Genomic DNA, 15,518 nt, shown 5'->3' with positions numbered 1-15,518 from the left:
GAAAAAGCGCAATGCCACAACCTTCTCGTTACTGACAGGCGAAATTAGGCGCTGGCAAGAAAGCAAAGATGAACGTGAGAGAGTTCACAAATTCCGCCGATGGCGGGGTTTTCAGGGGGTGTGATGATGACCGCATTTCCCGATCTTTCCGGCTGTTTCTTGAAAAAACGACCGGCTTTGCGCGGTTTGCTGTCAAAACGTCAAGGTCAGATCCGTTATCGGATATTACTATCCTGATAATCTTTCTCATTTGTTGAGGCTCGCGATGACCGTACTACACAGCGTGGATTTCTTCTCTTCCGGCAAGCTTCCCGTGGCTATCGAACCTCGACTTCCTCAGGCTGCATTTCCTGAGCATCATCATGATTTTAATGAGATTGTTATTGTTGAGCACGGTACGGGTATTCATGTGTTCAATGGTCAGCCGCATACTATTTGCGGGGGCACCGTTTGCTTCGTTCGCGACTTTGATCGCCACTTATATGAGCACACGGAAAACCTCTGTCTGACGAATGTGTTATATCGCGCGCCGGATGCTTTCCAGTTCTTGTCAGGTCTGAATAAACTGCTGCCGCAGGAGCAGGATGGTCACTATCCTTCCCATTGGCGCGTAAACCAAAGCACGCTACAGCAGGTCAGGGCGATCGTCGGTCAGATGGAAGAGGCGAACGACAGCACCGATATGATGTCGCTGGCCAATCGTGAAATTCTGTTTATGCAGCTGCTGGTGCTGCTGCGTAAAGGCAGTCAGGAACAGGGGGCGGTGGATAATGATGCGCGCCTGAATCAGCTGATGGCGTGGCTGGAAGAGCACTTTGCGGAAGAGATCTGCTGGGAAGGATTGGCGGATAGGTTCTCGTTATCTCTGCGCACGCTGCATCGCCAGTTGAAGCATTGCACCGGCCTGACCCCGCAGCGCTACCTTAACCGTCTGCGCCTGATTAAAGCGCGCCACATGCTGCGCCACAGCGATGAGAGCGTGACCGAGATTGCTTATCACTGCGGTTTTGGCGACAGCAACCACTTTTCTACTCTGTTCCGTCGCGAATTTGATTGGTCGCCGCGCGATATTCGCCAGGGGCGAGACACCCTGCTTCAGTAACGCGAAGGCAATCACCGTTTTTTGCCTCAAAACGGCTAATAATAAAAAGTTGTTAGTCGTGAGGTGCCAGCGTGCCAGGCCAGTTAATTCTTCGAAAAGCCGACTTTTTTGCCAGTCCATCGCAGGCGGTGGCGGTGGCTGACCGCTATCCGCAAAATGTCTTTGCGGAGCATACCCACGAATTTAACGAGCTGGTGATGGTCTGGCGCGGCAACGGCTTACACATCCTCAACGACCGTCCTTACCGCATCACCCGCGGCGATCTATTTTATATCCGCGCGGAAGATAAACATTCCTATGCCTCGGTTAACGATCTGGTTTTACAGAATATTATCTACTGCCCGGATCGCTTAAAGCTCAACCTTGACTGGGTGGCCCATATTCCCGGGCTGCACGGCTCGCACTGGGCGCCGCACTGGCGGATAGGCAGCACCGGCATGACCCAGGCGCGGCAGATAATGACGCAACTGGAGCAGGAGAGCCGTAAAGACGACGTGTTAGCCAACGAGATGTCCGAACTGCTGTTTGCCCAGTTGGTGGTCTGCCTGAAACGTTACCGTTATGCCACCGACAACCAGGCGGCGACGCAGAGCGAAGCCTTACTCGACAAACTGCTCACCGTGCTGGCGAGCAGCCTGAACCGTCCCTTCGTCCTTGATACTTTTTGCGAGCAGCAGGGCTGCAGCGAGCGCACGCTGCGCCAGCAGTTCCGCAGCCAGACCGGCATGACCGTTAACCACTACCTGCGCCAGCTACGGATTTGCCATGCGCAATATCTGCTTCAGCATACTGAACTGCTGATTGGCGAAGTGGCGATGCGCTGCGGGTTTGAGGACAGTAACTACTTTTCGGTGGTGTTTAACCGTGAGATAGGAATGACGCCCGGGCAGTGGCGGCAACGGAGTCGCGTTGCCGCCTGAGGTTCTCGGTTTAGCTTGCCATGCCTAGCCCAACGACGTTGGCGGCAATAATGATGACGACGCAGCCCAGACTCAGCACGCTAACGGGCTGGCGTCCGGCATTTTTCCACTCTTTCAGAATCAGCCCCACCAGACCGCCGCACAGCACATAGAAGCTCATGTGCAGCATCCAGCTCATATAGTCATACTGCGACGGAATGCTGGCGTGGCCCCACGCGTAGAAGAAGAACTGGAAATACCACATCAGCCCGCCCAGTGCAGAAAGCAGAATGTTGCTGATGATTAGCGGTTTTGCCAGCGAGAAGTCAGCTTTTATCGACAAGTTTTTAACTTTTACCAGACGAATAAAGCAGAAGCCAAGGTTCACCAGCGCGCCGCCGCCCATAATGACCACGTAGCTTGGCAGCGCGGTATAAAGCGGGTCGACCCCTAACGCGGCGGCCGCTTCGTGCATCGGTTTAGCGGCGTTCATGGCAAAGGACATCCCGGCGGAGAAGACGCCGCACATGATGGCCAGCATCAGCCCTTTCTTCAGGTTGAAATCTTCCGCTTTGATGCCCATTTTTCGTTCTTTCAACTGCCCGGCGCGGGTCACAATCCCGACGCCAATCACGGCGATCAACACGCCAAGCAGCGTCATCTGGCCGCCCTGGGTGTGGATGAGCACATCAAACTGACCGTTAATAATGGGCGTCATTAACGTACCGACAATCAGCGTAATGCCAATGGCAATGCCAATCCCCATCGACATGCCGAGATAGCGCATGGTCAGGCCGTAGTTGATGTTACCGACGCCCCACATGGCGCCAAACAGAAACACCGGCAGGAGCGTTGAAGCACTGAAGGAACGATAGTAGGCCCAAAAATCGGGCAAGAGCAGGGCGCTGACCGCCCAGGGCAGGACAATCCACGAAACAATCCCGCCAATAGACCACATGGTTTCCCATGACCACTGCTGAACTTTTTTGAACGGGGCATAGAAACAGGCTGCACTGGCCGCACCTATCAAATGCCAAAAAATACCCATTGTAATTGCATGGTTCATTGATTTTATCCTCATCCATTTTTTTGTCGTAGTTATCGTCTTCCGACAGGATGAGTCTAAAAATCAGGCGCTTTTTTAACCTTCAGGCTGTTGCCATCCAGGGGGATACATTGGCAGTACGTGGTGTAATTGGCTGTTCAGGCTCACAAAAAAACATCTATGCCCTAAAGTTATAACCTTATAAAAACTACGGCATTGATAATCATTTTCAATATCATTTAATTAACTATAATGAACCAACTGATTACGCGGCGTTTACAGGTTTGCCGCCCGACAATAATGGAGATGATTATGAGCTATACCCTGCCATCACTGCCTTATGCGTACGATGCCCTGGAACCGCACTTCGACAAACAGACGATGGAAATCCATCACAGCAAACACCACCAGGCTTACGTGAACAACGCTAACGCAGCGCTGGAAAGCCTGCCAGAGTTCGCTGCGCTGTCTGCTGAAGAGCTGATCGCGAAACTGGACCAGCTGCCGGCTGACAAAAAAACCGTTCTGCGTAACAACGCAGGCGGCCACGCTAACCACAGCTTCTTCTGGAAAGGCCTGAAAAAAGGCACCACCCTGCAGGGTGACCTGAAAGCGGCTATCGAGCGTGATTTCGGTTCCGTAGACAACTTCAAAGCTGAATTTGAAAAAGCAGCAGCAACACGTTTCGGCTCCGGCTGGGCGTGGCTGGTGCTGAAAGGCGACAAACTGGCTGTGGTTTCTACCGCAAACCAGGACTCCCCGCTGATGGGTGAAGCCGTTTCCGGCGCTTCCGGTTTCCCAATTGTGGGCCTGGACGTTTGGGAACACGCTTACTACCTGAAATTCCAGAACCGCCGCCCGGACTACATCAAAGAGTTCTGGAACGTGGTGAACTGGGACGAAGCAGCAGCGCGTTTCGCCGCTAAAAAATAATTTGCATTGCCGGTCTGTAGAAGCGAGTCTGATGACTCGCTTTTTTTGTATCCGCCTAAGGAGCAGCAGATGCATTTTCCGGTTGATGTGTTTATTGGCAAAATCCGCGACTATGACGGCAGTCGCCCAAGCGCCATCGCGAAGGTCCAGATGGATGGCGAACTGGAACTCACCGAGCTGGGATTGTTGGGTGATGAACAGGCCGAGAAAAAAATCCACGGCGGCCCTGACCGCGCGCTGTGTCAGTTCCCCCGCGAACATTATGAAGATCTGATTCGTGAATTCCCCGAACAGGCTGCCCTGTTTTGCGCACCGGCGTTTGGTGAAAACCTGTCAACGGAAGGGATGACGGAGCACAACGTGTTTATCGGTGATATTTACCGCTGGGGTGAGACGTTGGTTCAGGTGACCCAGCCTCGCTCTCCGTGCTTTAAACTCAATTTCCATTTTGCTATCAGTGACATGGCATCGTTGATGCAGAACAGCGGCAAGGTGGGCTGGCTGTACCGGGTGATTGCGCCGGGTAAGGTTTCCACGGACGCCCCGCTGGAGCTGGTGTCGCGCCTGAGCGATGTTTCGGTGTATGACGCCGCTGCCATTGCCTGGCATATGCCGTTCGATGACGACCAGTATCACCGCCTGCTGAGCGCGGCCGGGTTGTCAGTGAGCTGGAGCAGAACCATGCAGAAGCGCCGCCTGAGCGGCAAAATTGAAGATAACAGTCGAAGGCTGTGGGGCAAGTAGGCCGGGTGAGGCGCTAATGCCGATCCCGGGTTGCAGGCTTCGTCACCGTTCCCGGCGGCGCTTCGCTTGGCCGGGCTACACGCGGTTCTTACATTGCCAAAAAAAATCGGCCTGCATAGGCAGGCCGATGGTTTTAGGTGCGCTTGTATAGCGGTAGCCACAGCGTGAGCCGCAACCCGCCGAGCGGGCTATCGTCAGCCTTCACCCAGCCGCGGTGCTGCTGCATGGCGCTTTCGACAATCGCCAGCCCCAGCCCCGTTCCGCCTGATTCACGGTCTCGCGCCTCATCGGTACGATAGAACGGACGGAAAATCTGCTCGCGGTCTTCCGGGCTTACGCCTGGGCCGTCGTCATCAACGTGGACGGTAACGCCGTCTTTATCCACCGAGAAGCTCACGGCAATTTTGGTATGCGAGTAGCGCAGGGCGTTACGTACGATGTTCTCCAGCGCGCTTTCCAGCGCATTCGGGTTACCGTATAGCGGCCACGGGCCCGGCGGATAGTCGACGCTAAACGACTTGCCCATCTGCTCAGCTTCAAACGCGGCGTTATCCAGCACTTCACCCCACAGCTGATTAGCCTTCAGGGTTTCACTGACCAATGCGCTTTTCTGCTGATTTCGCGACATCACCAGCATGTCGTTAATCATGCTGTCCAGACGCTGCGCCTCGGTTTCAATGCGCTCCAGCTCCTTGCTCTCGCCGCTGCGACGACGCAGAAGCGCCGTGCCAAGCTGCAGACGCGTTAATGGCGTACGCAGTTCGTGAGAAATGTCGGAGAGCAACCGCTGCTGCGACGTCATCATTCGCTCGAGCGCCATCACCATCTGGTTAAAACTGGCGCCCGCTGCGAGGAACTCCTGCGGCCCGGCCTCCAGTTCTGGATGCTGACGCAGGTTGCCCTGGGCCACTTCATCCGCGGCATTTTTCAGCTTACGCGCCGGTTTTGCCAGACTCCACGCCAGCCATAACAGCAGCGGGGCGCTGACCAACATGGTGACGATAAGCAACAGCAAAGGCCTGTCGAACAGCAGGTTGATAAAATCGGACTGCGAACTGCTCGCCGGACGGATCAGGTATAGCTGGTAGTTATCTTCGCCGTCACGAATGGAGAATGGCCCGACTAACTCTACGCGGCCATACTTCTTCTTCTGCGGATGATCGGAGTTATCAGACTGGCCGATAAAGTTACGAATAATCTGCATTTCGTTGCGTTCTGCGCCGATCACACGGCCTTCGCTCGTCACCAGCAACAAACGCTGACCCGGCGGAGCCCACTTATCAATTGCGCGGAACAGCCGACGCCACCACATCAAATCGTTAGGGGGATCGTTGGCAAGCTCTTCTTCAACATGCTGCTCAATCATCAGGCCCTGGCGCTGCTCGCTATCGAGCAGCTCGGTCATTTGACGGGAATCGAGCTTTGGCAGCATCAAAACCAGCATCAGCACCAGCGCTAGCGTTAACCAGAAAATGGCGAAGATGCGGGCGGTTAAACTTCCTATCATGAAGCGGAGACCATCAGGTATCCACGACCACGCAGGGTTTTAAACCATGGGTGACCGTCTTTACGCTCTGGCAGCTTCCGGCGAAGGTTGGAAATGTGCATATCAATCGCGCGGTCGAACGGCGTTAAGCGTTTGCCCAGTACTTCCTGACTCAGATGTTCACGGGAAACCACCTGACCAAGATGCTGCGCCAGCAGATAGAGCAGGGTAAATTCAGTACCGGTAAGCTCGAGCGTTTGACCATCGAAGCTGGCTTCCTGACGACCTGGGTTCAGGCTCAGCGCGTCAACTTCTACGGTTGGTGAACTGGTATCGCTACTTTGCTGCTGTTCGCTCCAGTGTGAACGGCGCAAAATAGCGCGAATGCGCGCGACCAGTTCGCGATCGTTAAACGGTTTAGGCAGATAGTCATCCGCGCCCAGCTCAAGGCCCAGCACGCGATCCAACTCGCTTCCGCGAGCGGTTAACATAATGACGGGAGTCTGGTGTGTCTGTCGCAATTCTTTCAGCGTATCGATACCGTTTTTCTTCGGCATCATTACGTCGAGTAAAAGTAGGTCGATGCTGTCGTCAATCAGCGTTAACGCCTGTTCGCCGTCGTGGGCAACAAGGACGTTAAAGCCTTCCATATCAAGAAGTTCCTTGAGCAAGGAAGTCAGCTCGCGGTCATCATCAACTAATAAAATTTTATTCATATTTTCATCCCTCCGAGGCAGAAATTACGTCATCAGAGCCAGCGAATCCATGACTTTACGTTGTTTTACACCCCCTGACGCATGTTTGCAGCCTGAATCGTAAACTGTCTCTCGTTGAATCGCGACACAAAAGTTTTTGGGAGCATGTGATGCGCAATGTTATCGCTGCCGTCATGGCCTCAACGCTGGCATTCAGTGCATATAGCCAGGCCGATGAAGTCGTCACCAGCGTTAACTGGCACCCAGCGGAAAGTAATACGCTGCGAAACGGCCAGGGCCATATGTTCGACGGTATTAGTTTAACCGAACATCAGCGCCAACAGATGCGCGATCTGATGCAACGGGCACGACACGATCGTCCACCTGTTAATGTTAGCGAAGTGGAGACAATGCATCGCCTTGTCACCGCAGAAAAATTTGATGAAGCCGCCGTGCGAGCCCAGGCCGAGAAAATGGCCGAGGAGCAGGTTAACCGCCAGGTAGAAATGGCGCGGGTACGCAACCAGATGTACCGCCTGTTAACACCGGAGCAGCAAGCGGCTTTAAATGAGAATCACCAGCAGCGTATGGAGCAGCTGCGTGACGTTGCACGGATGCAGCAAGGTTCAGTACCGAGTCAGAACCTGTTTAGTAGCAATACCCGTAGCAACCAGTAACAAACCCTGTTTTTCCTTGCCATAGACACCATCCCTGTCTTCCCCCACATGATGTGGGGGTTTTTTTTGTCTGAAATTCGTCACCGCGCACCCCTCATACATTCCGCTATACTACGCAGATCGAAAGCAGGAGTGTTTATGAATCAATCTTATGGACGACTGGTAAGTCGTGCTGCAATCGCCGCGACGGTAATGGCTTCCGTGCTGCTGGTGATTAAAATCTTTGCGTGGTGGTATACCGGGTCGGTCAGTATTCTGGCGGCGCTGGTGGATTCATTAGTGGATATTGCCGCCTCGCTGACCAACCTGCTGGTGGTGCGTTATTCGCTGCAACCGGCGGATGAAGAACATACTTTTGGTCACGGTAAGGCCGAGTCGCTAGCGGCGCTGGCGCAAAGTATGTTTATCTCTGGCTCGGCGCTGTTTCTGTTCTTGACCGGTATTCAGCATCTGGCGCGGCCTACGCCGATGAGCCAGCCTGGCATTGGCGTGGTGGTGACGGTCATTGCGCTTATCAGTACATTAGTGCTCGTGACGTTTCAGCGTTGGGTAGTCAGAAAAACCCAGAGCCAGGCCGTACGCGCAGATATGCTTCATTATCAGTCTGATGTTATGATGAACGGCGCGATTTTAGTCGCGCTTGGCCTCTCCTGGTACGGCTGGCATCGTGCCGATGCGCTGTTTGCATTAGGAATTGGCATCTATATTCTATATAGCGCGTTACGCATGGGGTACGAAGCGGTGCAATCGTTATTGGATCGTGCGCTGCCCGATGAAGAACGTCAGGAAATTTTCGACATCGTGACCACCTGGCCTGGTGTAAGCGGTGCTCACGATCTCCGAACGCGGCAGTCAGGGCCGACCCGCTTTATTCAGATTCATATTGAAATGGAAGACAACCTGCCGCTGGTTCAGGCGCATCACGTTGCCGATCAGGTGGAGCAGGCGATTTTGCATCGTTTTCCTGGGTCCGACGTGATTATTCATCAGGACCCATGCTCTGTAATGCTGCAGGCAAACAGAGACGTTTGAACTTTCGTAGTGGTTGTATGAAATGTGAGCTAAGTCGGCATTATTTGTATAAATAACCGCCGGTTAGCCTGACCTGAATCAATTCAGCAAGAAGCGCTTGATATACTATCTCTACATAGAGTCGTTCTCTCCCCCCTACAATTGTGGGAGCGCTTCGGGCAGAAGAATTAATTTTTAGCATTCCTAAGTTCAGAGGTAGTCATGATTAAGAAAATCGGTGTGTTGACAAGTGGCGGTGATGCGCCGGGTATGAACGCCGCCATTCGCGGTGTTGTGCGCGCAGCATTGACGGAAGGCATTGAAGTCATGGGCGTCTATGACGGTTATCTGGGCCTGTATGAAGACCGTATGGTACAGCTCGACCGTTACAGCGTGTCTGACATGATTAACCGTGGCGGCACCTTCCTGGGCTCCGCGCGTTTCCCAGAATTCCGTGATGAAAACATCCGTGCCGTGGCTATCGAAAACCTGAAAAAACGCGGTATCGATGCGCTGGTGGTTATCGGCGGTGACGGTTCCTATATGGGCGCCGTGCGTCTGACCGAAATGGGCTTCCCATGCATCGGCCTGCCTGGCACCATTGATAACGACATCAAAGGCACCGACTACACCATCGGTTTCTTCACCGCGCTGAGCACCGTGGTTGAAGCGATTGACCGCCTGCGTGACACCTCTTCTTCTCACCAGCGTATCTCCGTGGTTGAAGTGATGGGCCGTTACTGCGGCGACCTGACTCTGGCTGCGGCTATCGCGGGCGGCTGCGAATTTATCGTAGTACCAGAAGTTGAATTCAAACGTGACGACCTGGTGTCTGAAATCAAAGCGGGTATTGCTAAAGGTAAGAAACACGCGATCGTCGCGATTACCGAGCACATGTGCGACGTTGACGAACTGGCTCACTTCATCGAAGCTGAAACGGGCCGTGAAACCCGCGCAACCGTTCTGGGTCACATCCAGCGCGGCGGCTCCCCGGTTCCTTACGACCGTATCCTGGCCTCCCGCATGGGCGCGTACGCGATTGAACTGCTGCAGCAGGGCTTCGGCGGCCGTTGCGTTGGTATTCAGAACGAAAAACTGGTTCACCATGACATCATCGACGCTATCGAAAACATGAAGCGTCCGTTCAAAGGTGACTGGCTGGAATGCGCTAAACAGCTGTACTAAGCCGCGTTTGCCCGGAAACGGGCAAGTTCGAGTGAAAAAAAAGCCTTCTCATTGAGAAGGCTTTTTTGTACGCATAAGGCGCTTATTCGATATCCAGCGCGTCTTCCGACAGGATGATGCCAGTATTGTCGGCATAGAGATGGTCGCCGGAGAAGAAGGTTACGCCGCCGAAGTTGACGCGAACGTCGCTTTCGCCGATGCCTTCGCCCGCCGCGCCAACTGGAATGGCGGCAATCGCCTGAATGCCAATATCCAGCTCTTCTAAATCATCGACCTGACGCACCGCGCCGTATACTACGATGCCTTCCCACTCGTTTTGAGTGGCCAGGCGGGCAAGGTCGGCATCGATCAGCGCGCGACGGACAGAACCGCCGCCGTCGACCAGCAGAATACGACCACGGCCGTTCTGTTCGAGCAGATCGTACAGCAACCCGTTATCCTCGAAACATTTTACGGTGATGATTTGTCCACCAAACGACAGCCGTCCGCCAAAGTTAGAGAACAGGGGTTCTACTACGTTGACATCTTCCTGGTAGATGTCGCAAAGCTCGGAAGTATCGTATTTCATAGGATTAACGCTCAGTTGCTGCGAGTGATTTTAGTATATCGCGCTCTATGCATTGTTGGCAAAATCATCAATTGTTAATTGATATTTGTCAGTTAAGCCAGCGCCTTGCTCAGCACAATTCCGATGACGAACAGTAGGTTAGTTAATAATGCCCCTTTTACCGTTCTTTCCAGCATTGGCGGCATCGCCTGCGGGGAGCGCTCGCGCATCACAAAACGCGCTTGTTTCACCAGCAACGGCGCGCTGAGAATAAACAGCCAGCCCCACGGACTATGCAGCGAGAGTAGGTTGAACAGCGCCAGGCAGACCAGCGTCCCCATCAGCAGACACACGTGGTAGCGGCGGGCATTAACCGGCCCTAAACGCACGGCCAGCGTGTTCTTACCGTTTTCGCGGTCGCTGTCGATGTCGCGCAGGTTATTGATATTCAGCACCGCCGTTGCCAGCAGGCCGCAGGCGGTCGCAGGCAGAATAATGGCGCTGCTCAGGGTGTGCGTCTGTAAATACCAGCTACCAATTACGCTCAGCCAGCCGAAGAAGATCAACACCGAGACGTCGCCAAGGCCAATGTAGCCATACGGGCGCGTGCCGACGGTGTAGGTGATGGCGGCAATAATCGCCAGCAGCCCCAGCACCAGGAAGCCGATAAAATCACCGGTCGTCTGCGAAGCGGTAAACAGCAGAGCAAGGCCAGAGACGCAGATAAGCCCGACGGTGATAATCAACGCGCGCTTCATCTGTTCCTTGGTGATAACCCCTTTTTGCATACCGCGCAGCGGCCCGATGCGGTCCGGTTTATCGCTGCCTTTCACCGCATCGCCGTAGTCGTTGGCGAGGTTGGAGAGAATTTGCAGCAGGCTTGCGGTTATCAACGCCAGCACGGTCACGCCCGCGTTGAAGTGCCCTTGCCACCATGCCAGCGTGGTGCCGACGACGATTGCCGCACAGGCCAGAGGTAACGTTTTCGGGCGCAGACTTTCCAGCCATGCCTGAGAGCGGCTTACAGGTGTATTTGTCATAATAATTAGCCAATAAAAATGGGGCTTTTCAGCCCCATCAATTAAAGATGAAAATGCAGTGACCGCGATTATAGGATAAAACGGCTCAGATCTTCATCTGCGACTAATGCATCCAGATGTTTGCTCACATATTCCGCATCAATTGTGATGCTTTGACCGTTGAGGTCGCTGGCGTCATAGGAGATATCTTCCATCAGACGTTCCAGAACGGTGTGCAGACGACGAGCACCGATATTTTCGGTGGTTTCGTTCACCTGCCACGCCGCTTCGGCGATACGCTTGATACCGGATTCAGTGAACTCGATGTTCACGCCTTCGGTGGCCATCAACGCCTTGTACTGTACGGTAACAGAGGCATTTGGCTCGGTCAGGATGCGCTCGAAGTCGCTGGTGGTCAGCGCCTGCAGCTCAACGCGAATCGGCAGACGACCCTGTAATTCAGGGATCAGATCTGACGGCTTCGCCACCTGGAATGCGCCGGAGGCGATAAACAGGATGTGGTCGGTTTTGACCATACCGTGTTTGGTGGAGACGGTGCAGCCTTCAACCAGCGGCAGCAGGTCGCGCTGTACACCTTCACGGGAAACGTCCGGGCCGGAGGATTCGCCGCGCTTACAGATTTTGTCGATTTCGTCGATAAACACGATGCCGTGCTGCTCAACCGCGTCGATAGCGTCTTGCTTCAGCTCTTCCGGGTTCACCAGCTTCGCCGCTTCTTCTTCAATCAGCAGCTTCATCGCATCTTTGATTTTCAGCTTACGCGGTTTCTGCTTCTGGCCGCCCAGGTTCTGGAACATGGACTGCAGCTGGCTGGTCATCTCTTCCATGCCCGGAGGGGACATGATTTCGACGCCCATCGGCGCTGCGGCGAGATCGATCTCAATCTCTTTGTCGTCCAGCTGGCCTTCACGCAGTTTCTTGCGGAATGCCTGGCGCGCTGCGGAAGGCTCGGCCTGTTGCTCTGCCTGGCCCCAGTTGTTTTTAGCCGGTGGGATCAGCACGTCGAGAATGCGCTCTTCCGCCATCTCTTCTGCGCGGTAGCGGTTCTTCTCGATAGACTGAACGCGTACCATTTTGATAGCAGAATCGGTCAGATCGCGGATGATAGAATCCACTTCTTTACCCACATAGCCCACTTCGGTGAACTTAGTGGCTTCGACTTTGATGAACGGTGCGTTGGCGAGCTTCGCCAGACGACGGGCGATTTCGGTTTTACCGACGCCGGTTGGGCCGATCATCAGAATATTTTTCGGCGTCACTTCGTGGCGCAGCTCTTCGTCGAGCTGCATACGGCGCCAGCGGTTACGTAAGGCGATAGCGACAGAACGCTTAGCCGCGTCCTGACCGATAATGTGTTTGTTCAGCTCGCTGACAATTTCGCGTGGGGTCATTTCAGACATGGGAGATCCTTACGCCTTAGACGGTAATTCTTCAATGGTGTGGAAATGGTTGGTATAGATGCAGATGTCGCCTGCGATATCCAACGCTTTTTCAGCAATTTCGCGCGCGCTAAGCTCGGTATTTTCCAGCATGGCGCGGGCAGCGGCCTGGGCGTACGGGCCGCCAGAGCCGATAGCAATCAGGTCGTTTTCTGGCTGCACGACGTCACCGTTCCCGGTGATGATAAGCGATGCGGTTTCGTCCGCGACCGCCAGCAGGGCTTCCAGCTTGCGCAGCATACGGTCAGTACGCCAGTCTTTCGCCAGCTCAACGGCGGCTTTGACCAGATGGCCCTGGTGCATTTCCAGCTTACGTTCAAACAGTTCGAACAGCGTGAAGGCGTCCGCGGTGCCGCCAGCAAAACCAGCGATCACTTTGTCGTTATACAGACGGCGGACTTTTTTCACGTTGCCTTTCATGACGGTATTGCCCAACGTGGCCTGACCATCACCGGCGATTACGACGTGGCCGTTACGGCGAACACTTACTATTGTTGTCACGAGCAGACCCCTTTGTTGCAAATACGAGATATAGGGGCCCCGTATCGCTTTAACGCGTACGGGGCAGAATGTAAGTATAGATGGGGGGGTTTTTGGGGGTTTCAACCCCCGGAGGCGAGCCTAATGCAGTTTCCGTGACCCGCCAGCTTCAGGCGGGCGATGGTGTTATCGACGTTCTCTTTGCCTTTGACCGGGCCGATGACCACGCGATTCCAGCCGTTGTTGGTGGTGATTCTGGAATCAAAGCCTTCAAATGCCAGCTGCGCGCGGACGGTTTCCGCCTGCTCAGCACCTTTGAACGAACCACACTGTACCATCCAGCGGCGATCGTCTTTTTTCTCTGGCTTCGGCGGTGGCGTCACTTCACGCACTTCCGGGATACCGTTATTGCTCTGCGCTTTTGGCTGCGAGGCAGCGGTATGCGCTGGCGTTTGCAACAGATCCTGATACGGCGCCTTGTTGGAGACCGTTGCCTTTGGCGCCTGCTGGGTTTGATGCTGCTGCTGAACCGGCTGCGGCGCGCGCGTTTGTGGCTGCTGTACGACCTGCTGCTGCGACCACTGCTGTTGCTGAGCCTGCTGCGCCAGGCGCTGGCGCTGCAAGGTCTGTTGGCGCTGGGCTGGCGTTTGCTCGTTCCACGGCACTTCCGTCAGCTGCGTTGGCTGCTGGCGCATATCCGCCTGCATCTGGGCCAACAGCTGGCGCTGCTCGTCGGTAAGCTGATTCGGGTTGATCACTTCCCCGCCCGCAGACGGTTCGGTTGGCGCACGTACGCCTGGCTGGCGGCTTTCCAGCTCTTTGATATAGCGCCAGCGCTCTTCCGGCTTCGGCGGCAGGCCGTTCCCGGTCACCTGGCGGCTCTGAAGTGATTCAGACTCTTCTTTCTTATGATGCGTGATGAAGTACAAACCGCCGATAAAGGCGACGACAACCGCGGCAGCAATCGCCACCATGGCAGGAGAGACTGCCGGAAAGTTACTTTGCTTTTTCCGTGTATTCCGTGAAGCGCTGTTCTTGCGCCGCGAAGGTGCCTGTTGGCTGCGGCGTACATAGTCTCGTTGTGCCACTATCGTTTCGCTGTCTTTTTCCGTTAGTTAGCCCGACATGTTACTTAAGCGACGGGGCTTTGACCAGACAAGCAAGTCCTAAAGCACCCTGCTTTACATCAAATTTTGCTTGTACTGCCACGAATGATCAGTTCGCAATCCAGCAGACGCGAACCACTATCAACAAACTGCCCGCTCAGTTGATTCAGCAACAGCAGCATGGCTTCCCGACCAATATCGAAACGTGGTTGAGAAACGGTGGTTAACGGCGGGTCGCAAAACTCAGCCAGCGAGATGTTATCGAAGCCAATAATGGACAGGTCATCCGGGACTTTCAGCCCCTGACGTTTAGCGTAAGAGAGTGCGCCCAGCGCCATAATATCGCTGTGACAGAAAATGGCGGTTGGCGGCTGAGGCAGTGCCAGCAGCTGTTCCAGTGCGTTAGCGCCGGCTTCATAGGTGAAGTTGCCGCGGGCGATATAGTGAGGGTCAACGGTGATACCGCAGCGACGCAGCGCCTGCACGTAACCTTGCAGACGATAATGGCACAGCGGCATCTCTTCCGGCCCGGCGATACAGGCGATACGCTGGTGGCCGAGTTCGTGAAGATAGTTAACGGCATCGAACGAGGCGGTGAGGTTGTCGATGTGTACCGTCGGCAGCCCCAGTTCGGGAGCAAATTCGTTGGCCATCACCATTGGCGGCAGATTGCGCTGCTCTTCAATGCTGGCGTCGAACGGCAGACGCGAACCCAGCAGCAGCATGCCGTCAATTTGCTTGGTGATGATTAAATCGATGAAGGTTTTTTCCTGCTGATTCTGGTGCGCACAGTCGCCAATTAGCACCAGATAACCCTGAGCCGCTGCCGTCACCTCGATCCCGCGGATCACTTCGCTAAAGAAGGGATCGCAAATATCCGGAACGATAACCAGAATCGTGCGCGACTCATTGCGCTTCATGTTACGTCCCTGCATCTGCGGCAGGTAGCCCACTTCCAGCGCCGCTTGCTCCACGCGGTTACGCGTCGCCTGCGAGACTTTCTCTGGGTTCATCAATGCACGAGATACGGTTGCCGTAGAGACATTCGCTTGCAGGGCAACATCCTTCATGGTTGCGGCAACAACCGGTTTTTTAGCCTTCACCTGATTTTCTCCTCGCTAACTGGCGC

16 protein-coding genes are annotated in these 15,518 nt (G+C 54.6%); 7 read left to right on the top strand and 9 right to left on the bottom strand.

The annotated features are described in order from the left end of the window. Window positions 1–265 precede the first annotated feature (265 nt). Entirely contained in the window at window positions 266–1,102 is an 837-nt protein-coding gene (rhaS, locus tag ACH1XZ_RS21200; protein WP_395597058.1) for an HTH-type transcriptional activator RhaS, read from the top strand. A gap of 71 nt (window positions 1,103–1,173) precedes the next feature. Further along, window positions 1,174–2,022, top strand: a complete 849-nt coding sequence (rhaR, locus tag ACH1XZ_RS21195; RefSeq protein ID WP_395597057.1) for an HTH-type transcriptional activator RhaR — start codon at window positions 1,174–1,176, stop codon at window positions 2,020–2,022. A gap of 10 nt (window positions 2,023–2,032) precedes the next feature. Here the strand turns inward: rhaR and rhaT are convergent, their stop codons facing one another. After that, window positions 2,033–3,067, bottom strand: coding sequence for an L-rhamnose/proton symporter RhaT (gene rhaT, locus ACH1XZ_RS21190; protein WP_395597056.1), 1,035 nt, complete (start codon window positions 3,065–3,067; stop codon window positions 2,033–2,035). A 291-nt stretch (window positions 3,068–3,358) separates the two neighbouring features. On the opposite strand from rhaT, the gene sodA reads away from it, so the two are divergent. Together sodA and yiiM are read left to right on the top strand one after the other, a co-directional pair. After that, on the top strand, window positions 3,359–3,979 hold the full coding sequence (gene sodA, locus ACH1XZ_RS21185; RefSeq protein WP_035892347.1) for a superoxide dismutase [Mn]: 621 nt from the start codon (window positions 3,359–3,361) through the stop codon (window positions 3,977–3,979). Window positions 3,980–3,985: 6 nt separating this feature from the next. After that, complete coding sequence (gene yiiM, locus ACH1XZ_RS21180) at window positions 3,986–4,723, top strand: 6-hydroxyaminopurine reductase (RefSeq protein WP_395597055.1); 738 nt, start codon at window positions 3,986–3,988, stop codon at window positions 4,721–4,723. Between the two features lie 133 nt (window positions 4,724–4,856). Here the strand turns inward: yiiM and cpxA are convergent, their stop codons facing one another. Both cpxA and cpxR read right to left on the bottom strand, forming a co-directional pair. Then, window positions 4,857–6,230 (bottom strand): envelope stress sensor histidine kinase CpxA, encoded by a 1,374-nt coding sequence (gene cpxA, locus ACH1XZ_RS21175; RefSeq protein WP_035892349.1) that lies wholly within the window; start codon window positions 6,228–6,230, stop codon window positions 4,857–4,859. Beyond that, window positions 6,227–6,925 (bottom strand): envelope stress response regulator transcription factor CpxR, encoded by a 699-nt coding sequence (gene cpxR, locus ACH1XZ_RS21170; RefSeq protein WP_395597054.1) that lies wholly within the window; start codon window positions 6,923–6,925, stop codon window positions 6,227–6,229. Before cpxR ends, cpxA begins: the two co-directional genes overlap by 4 nt. 149 nt (window positions 6,926–7,074) lie before the next feature. On the opposite strand from cpxR, the gene cpxP reads away from it, so the two are divergent. From cpxP to pfkA, 3 genes are all read left to right on the top strand, one after another. Continuing rightward, window positions 7,075–7,581: a cell-envelope stress modulator CpxP gene (cpxP, locus tag ACH1XZ_RS21165; protein ID WP_395597053.1), complete on the top strand. Its 507-nt coding sequence runs from the start codon at window positions 7,075–7,077 to the stop codon at window positions 7,579–7,581. Between the two features lie 138 nt (window positions 7,582–7,719). Then, window positions 7,720–8,613 (top strand): CDF family cation-efflux transporter FieF, encoded by an 894-nt coding sequence (gene fieF / locus ACH1XZ_RS21160; protein ID WP_035892352.1) that lies wholly within the window; start codon window positions 7,720–7,722, stop codon window positions 8,611–8,613. Between the two features lie 201 nt (window positions 8,614–8,814). After that, window positions 8,815–9,777 (top strand): 6-phosphofructokinase, encoded by a 963-nt coding sequence (gene pfkA, locus ACH1XZ_RS21155; RefSeq protein ID WP_333499927.1) that lies wholly within the window; start codon window positions 8,815–8,817, stop codon window positions 9,775–9,777. An 82-nt stretch (window positions 9,778–9,859) separates the two neighbouring features. Here pfkA and rraA read toward each other — a convergent pair whose 3' ends face one another. From rraA to cytR, 6 genes are all read right to left on the bottom strand, one after another. Further along, a complete protein-coding gene (gene rraA / locus ACH1XZ_RS21150; RefSeq protein ID WP_035892355.1) occupies window positions 9,860–10,345 on the bottom strand; it encodes a ribonuclease E activity regulator RraA in 486 nt (161 codons plus the stop codon). Between the two features lie 92 nt (window positions 10,346–10,437). After that, window positions 10,438–11,364: a 1,4-dihydroxy-2-naphthoate polyprenyltransferase gene (gene menA, locus ACH1XZ_RS21145; RefSeq protein ID WP_395597052.1), complete on the bottom strand. Its 927-nt coding sequence runs from the start codon at window positions 11,362–11,364 to the stop codon at window positions 10,438–10,440. Window positions 11,365–11,432: 68 nt separating this feature from the next. After that, the gene (hslU, locus tag ACH1XZ_RS21140; protein ID WP_123651619.1) at window positions 11,433–12,764 is read right to left on the bottom strand and encodes an HslU--HslV peptidase ATPase subunit; all 1,332 of its coding nucleotides are present in this window, start codon (window positions 12,762–12,764) and stop codon (window positions 11,433–11,435) included. A 9-nt stretch (window positions 12,765–12,773) separates the two neighbouring features. After that, a complete protein-coding gene (gene hslV, locus ACH1XZ_RS21135) occupies window positions 12,774–13,304 on the bottom strand; it encodes an ATP-dependent protease subunit HslV (protein ID WP_035892358.1) in 531 nt (176 codons plus the stop codon). A gap of 101 nt (window positions 13,305–13,405) precedes the next feature. Continuing rightward, complete coding sequence (ftsN, locus tag ACH1XZ_RS21130; RefSeq protein WP_395597051.1) at window positions 13,406–14,371, bottom strand: cell division protein FtsN; 966 nt, start codon at window positions 14,369–14,371, stop codon at window positions 13,406–13,408. Between the two features lie 98 nt (window positions 14,372–14,469). Then, window positions 14,470–15,492 carry a DNA-binding transcriptional regulator CytR gene (gene cytR / locus ACH1XZ_RS21125; RefSeq protein ID WP_035892361.1) on the bottom strand — a complete coding sequence of 341 codons (1,023 nt, stop codon included), beginning with the start codon at window positions 15,490–15,492 and terminating at the stop codon, window positions 14,470–14,472. Window positions 15,493–15,518: the final 26 nt, after the last annotated feature.

Origin of the sequence: Kluyvera chengduensis (assembly GCF_044197065.1) — a bacterium.
GTDB classification, from domain to species: Bacteria; Pseudomonadota; Gammaproteobacteria; order Enterobacterales; family Enterobacteriaceae; genus Kluyvera; species Kluyvera ascorbata_C.
The sequence above is the reverse complement of the archived record's forward strand: the minus strand, read 5'-3'. Positions and strand labels throughout refer to the sequence as shown.

Coding starts and splice junctions, on each gene's coding strand:
- rhaT (WP_395597056.1), bottom strand. CDS start 3,067: ATGAACCATGCAATTACAATGGGTATTTTTTGGCATTTGATAGGTGCG.
- hslU (WP_123651619.1), bottom strand. CDS start 12,764: ATGTCTGAAATGACCCCACGCGAAATTGTCAGCGAGCTGAACAAACAC.
- fieF (WP_035892352.1), top strand. CDS start 7,720: ATGAATCAATCTTATGGACGACTGGTAAGTCGTGCTGCAATCGCCGCG.
- sodA (WP_035892347.1), top strand. CDS start 3,359: ATGAGCTATACCCTGCCATCACTGCCTTATGCGTACGATGCCCTGGAA.
- rraA (WP_035892355.1), bottom strand. CDS start 10,345: ATGAAATACGATACTTCCGAGCTTTGCGACATCTACCAGGAAGATGTC.
- cpxP (WP_395597053.1), top strand. CDS start 7,075: ATGCGCAATGTTATCGCTGCCGTCATGGCCTCAACGCTGGCATTCAGT.
- rhaS (WP_395597058.1), top strand. CDS start 266: ATGACCGTACTACACAGCGTGGATTTCTTCTCTTCCGGCAAGCTTCCC.
- cpxA (WP_035892349.1), bottom strand. CDS start 6,230: ATGATAGGAAGTTTAACCGCCCGCATCTTCGCCATTTTCTGGTTAACG.
- menA (WP_395597052.1), bottom strand. CDS start 11,364: ATGACAAATACACCTGTAAGCCGCTCTCAGGCATGGCTGGAAAGTCTG.
- pfkA (WP_333499927.1), top strand. CDS start 8,815: ATGATTAAGAAAATCGGTGTGTTGACAAGTGGCGGTGATGCGCCGGGT.
- cpxR (WP_395597054.1), bottom strand. CDS start 6,925: ATGAATAAAATTTTATTAGTTGATGATGACCGCGAGCTGACTTCCTTG.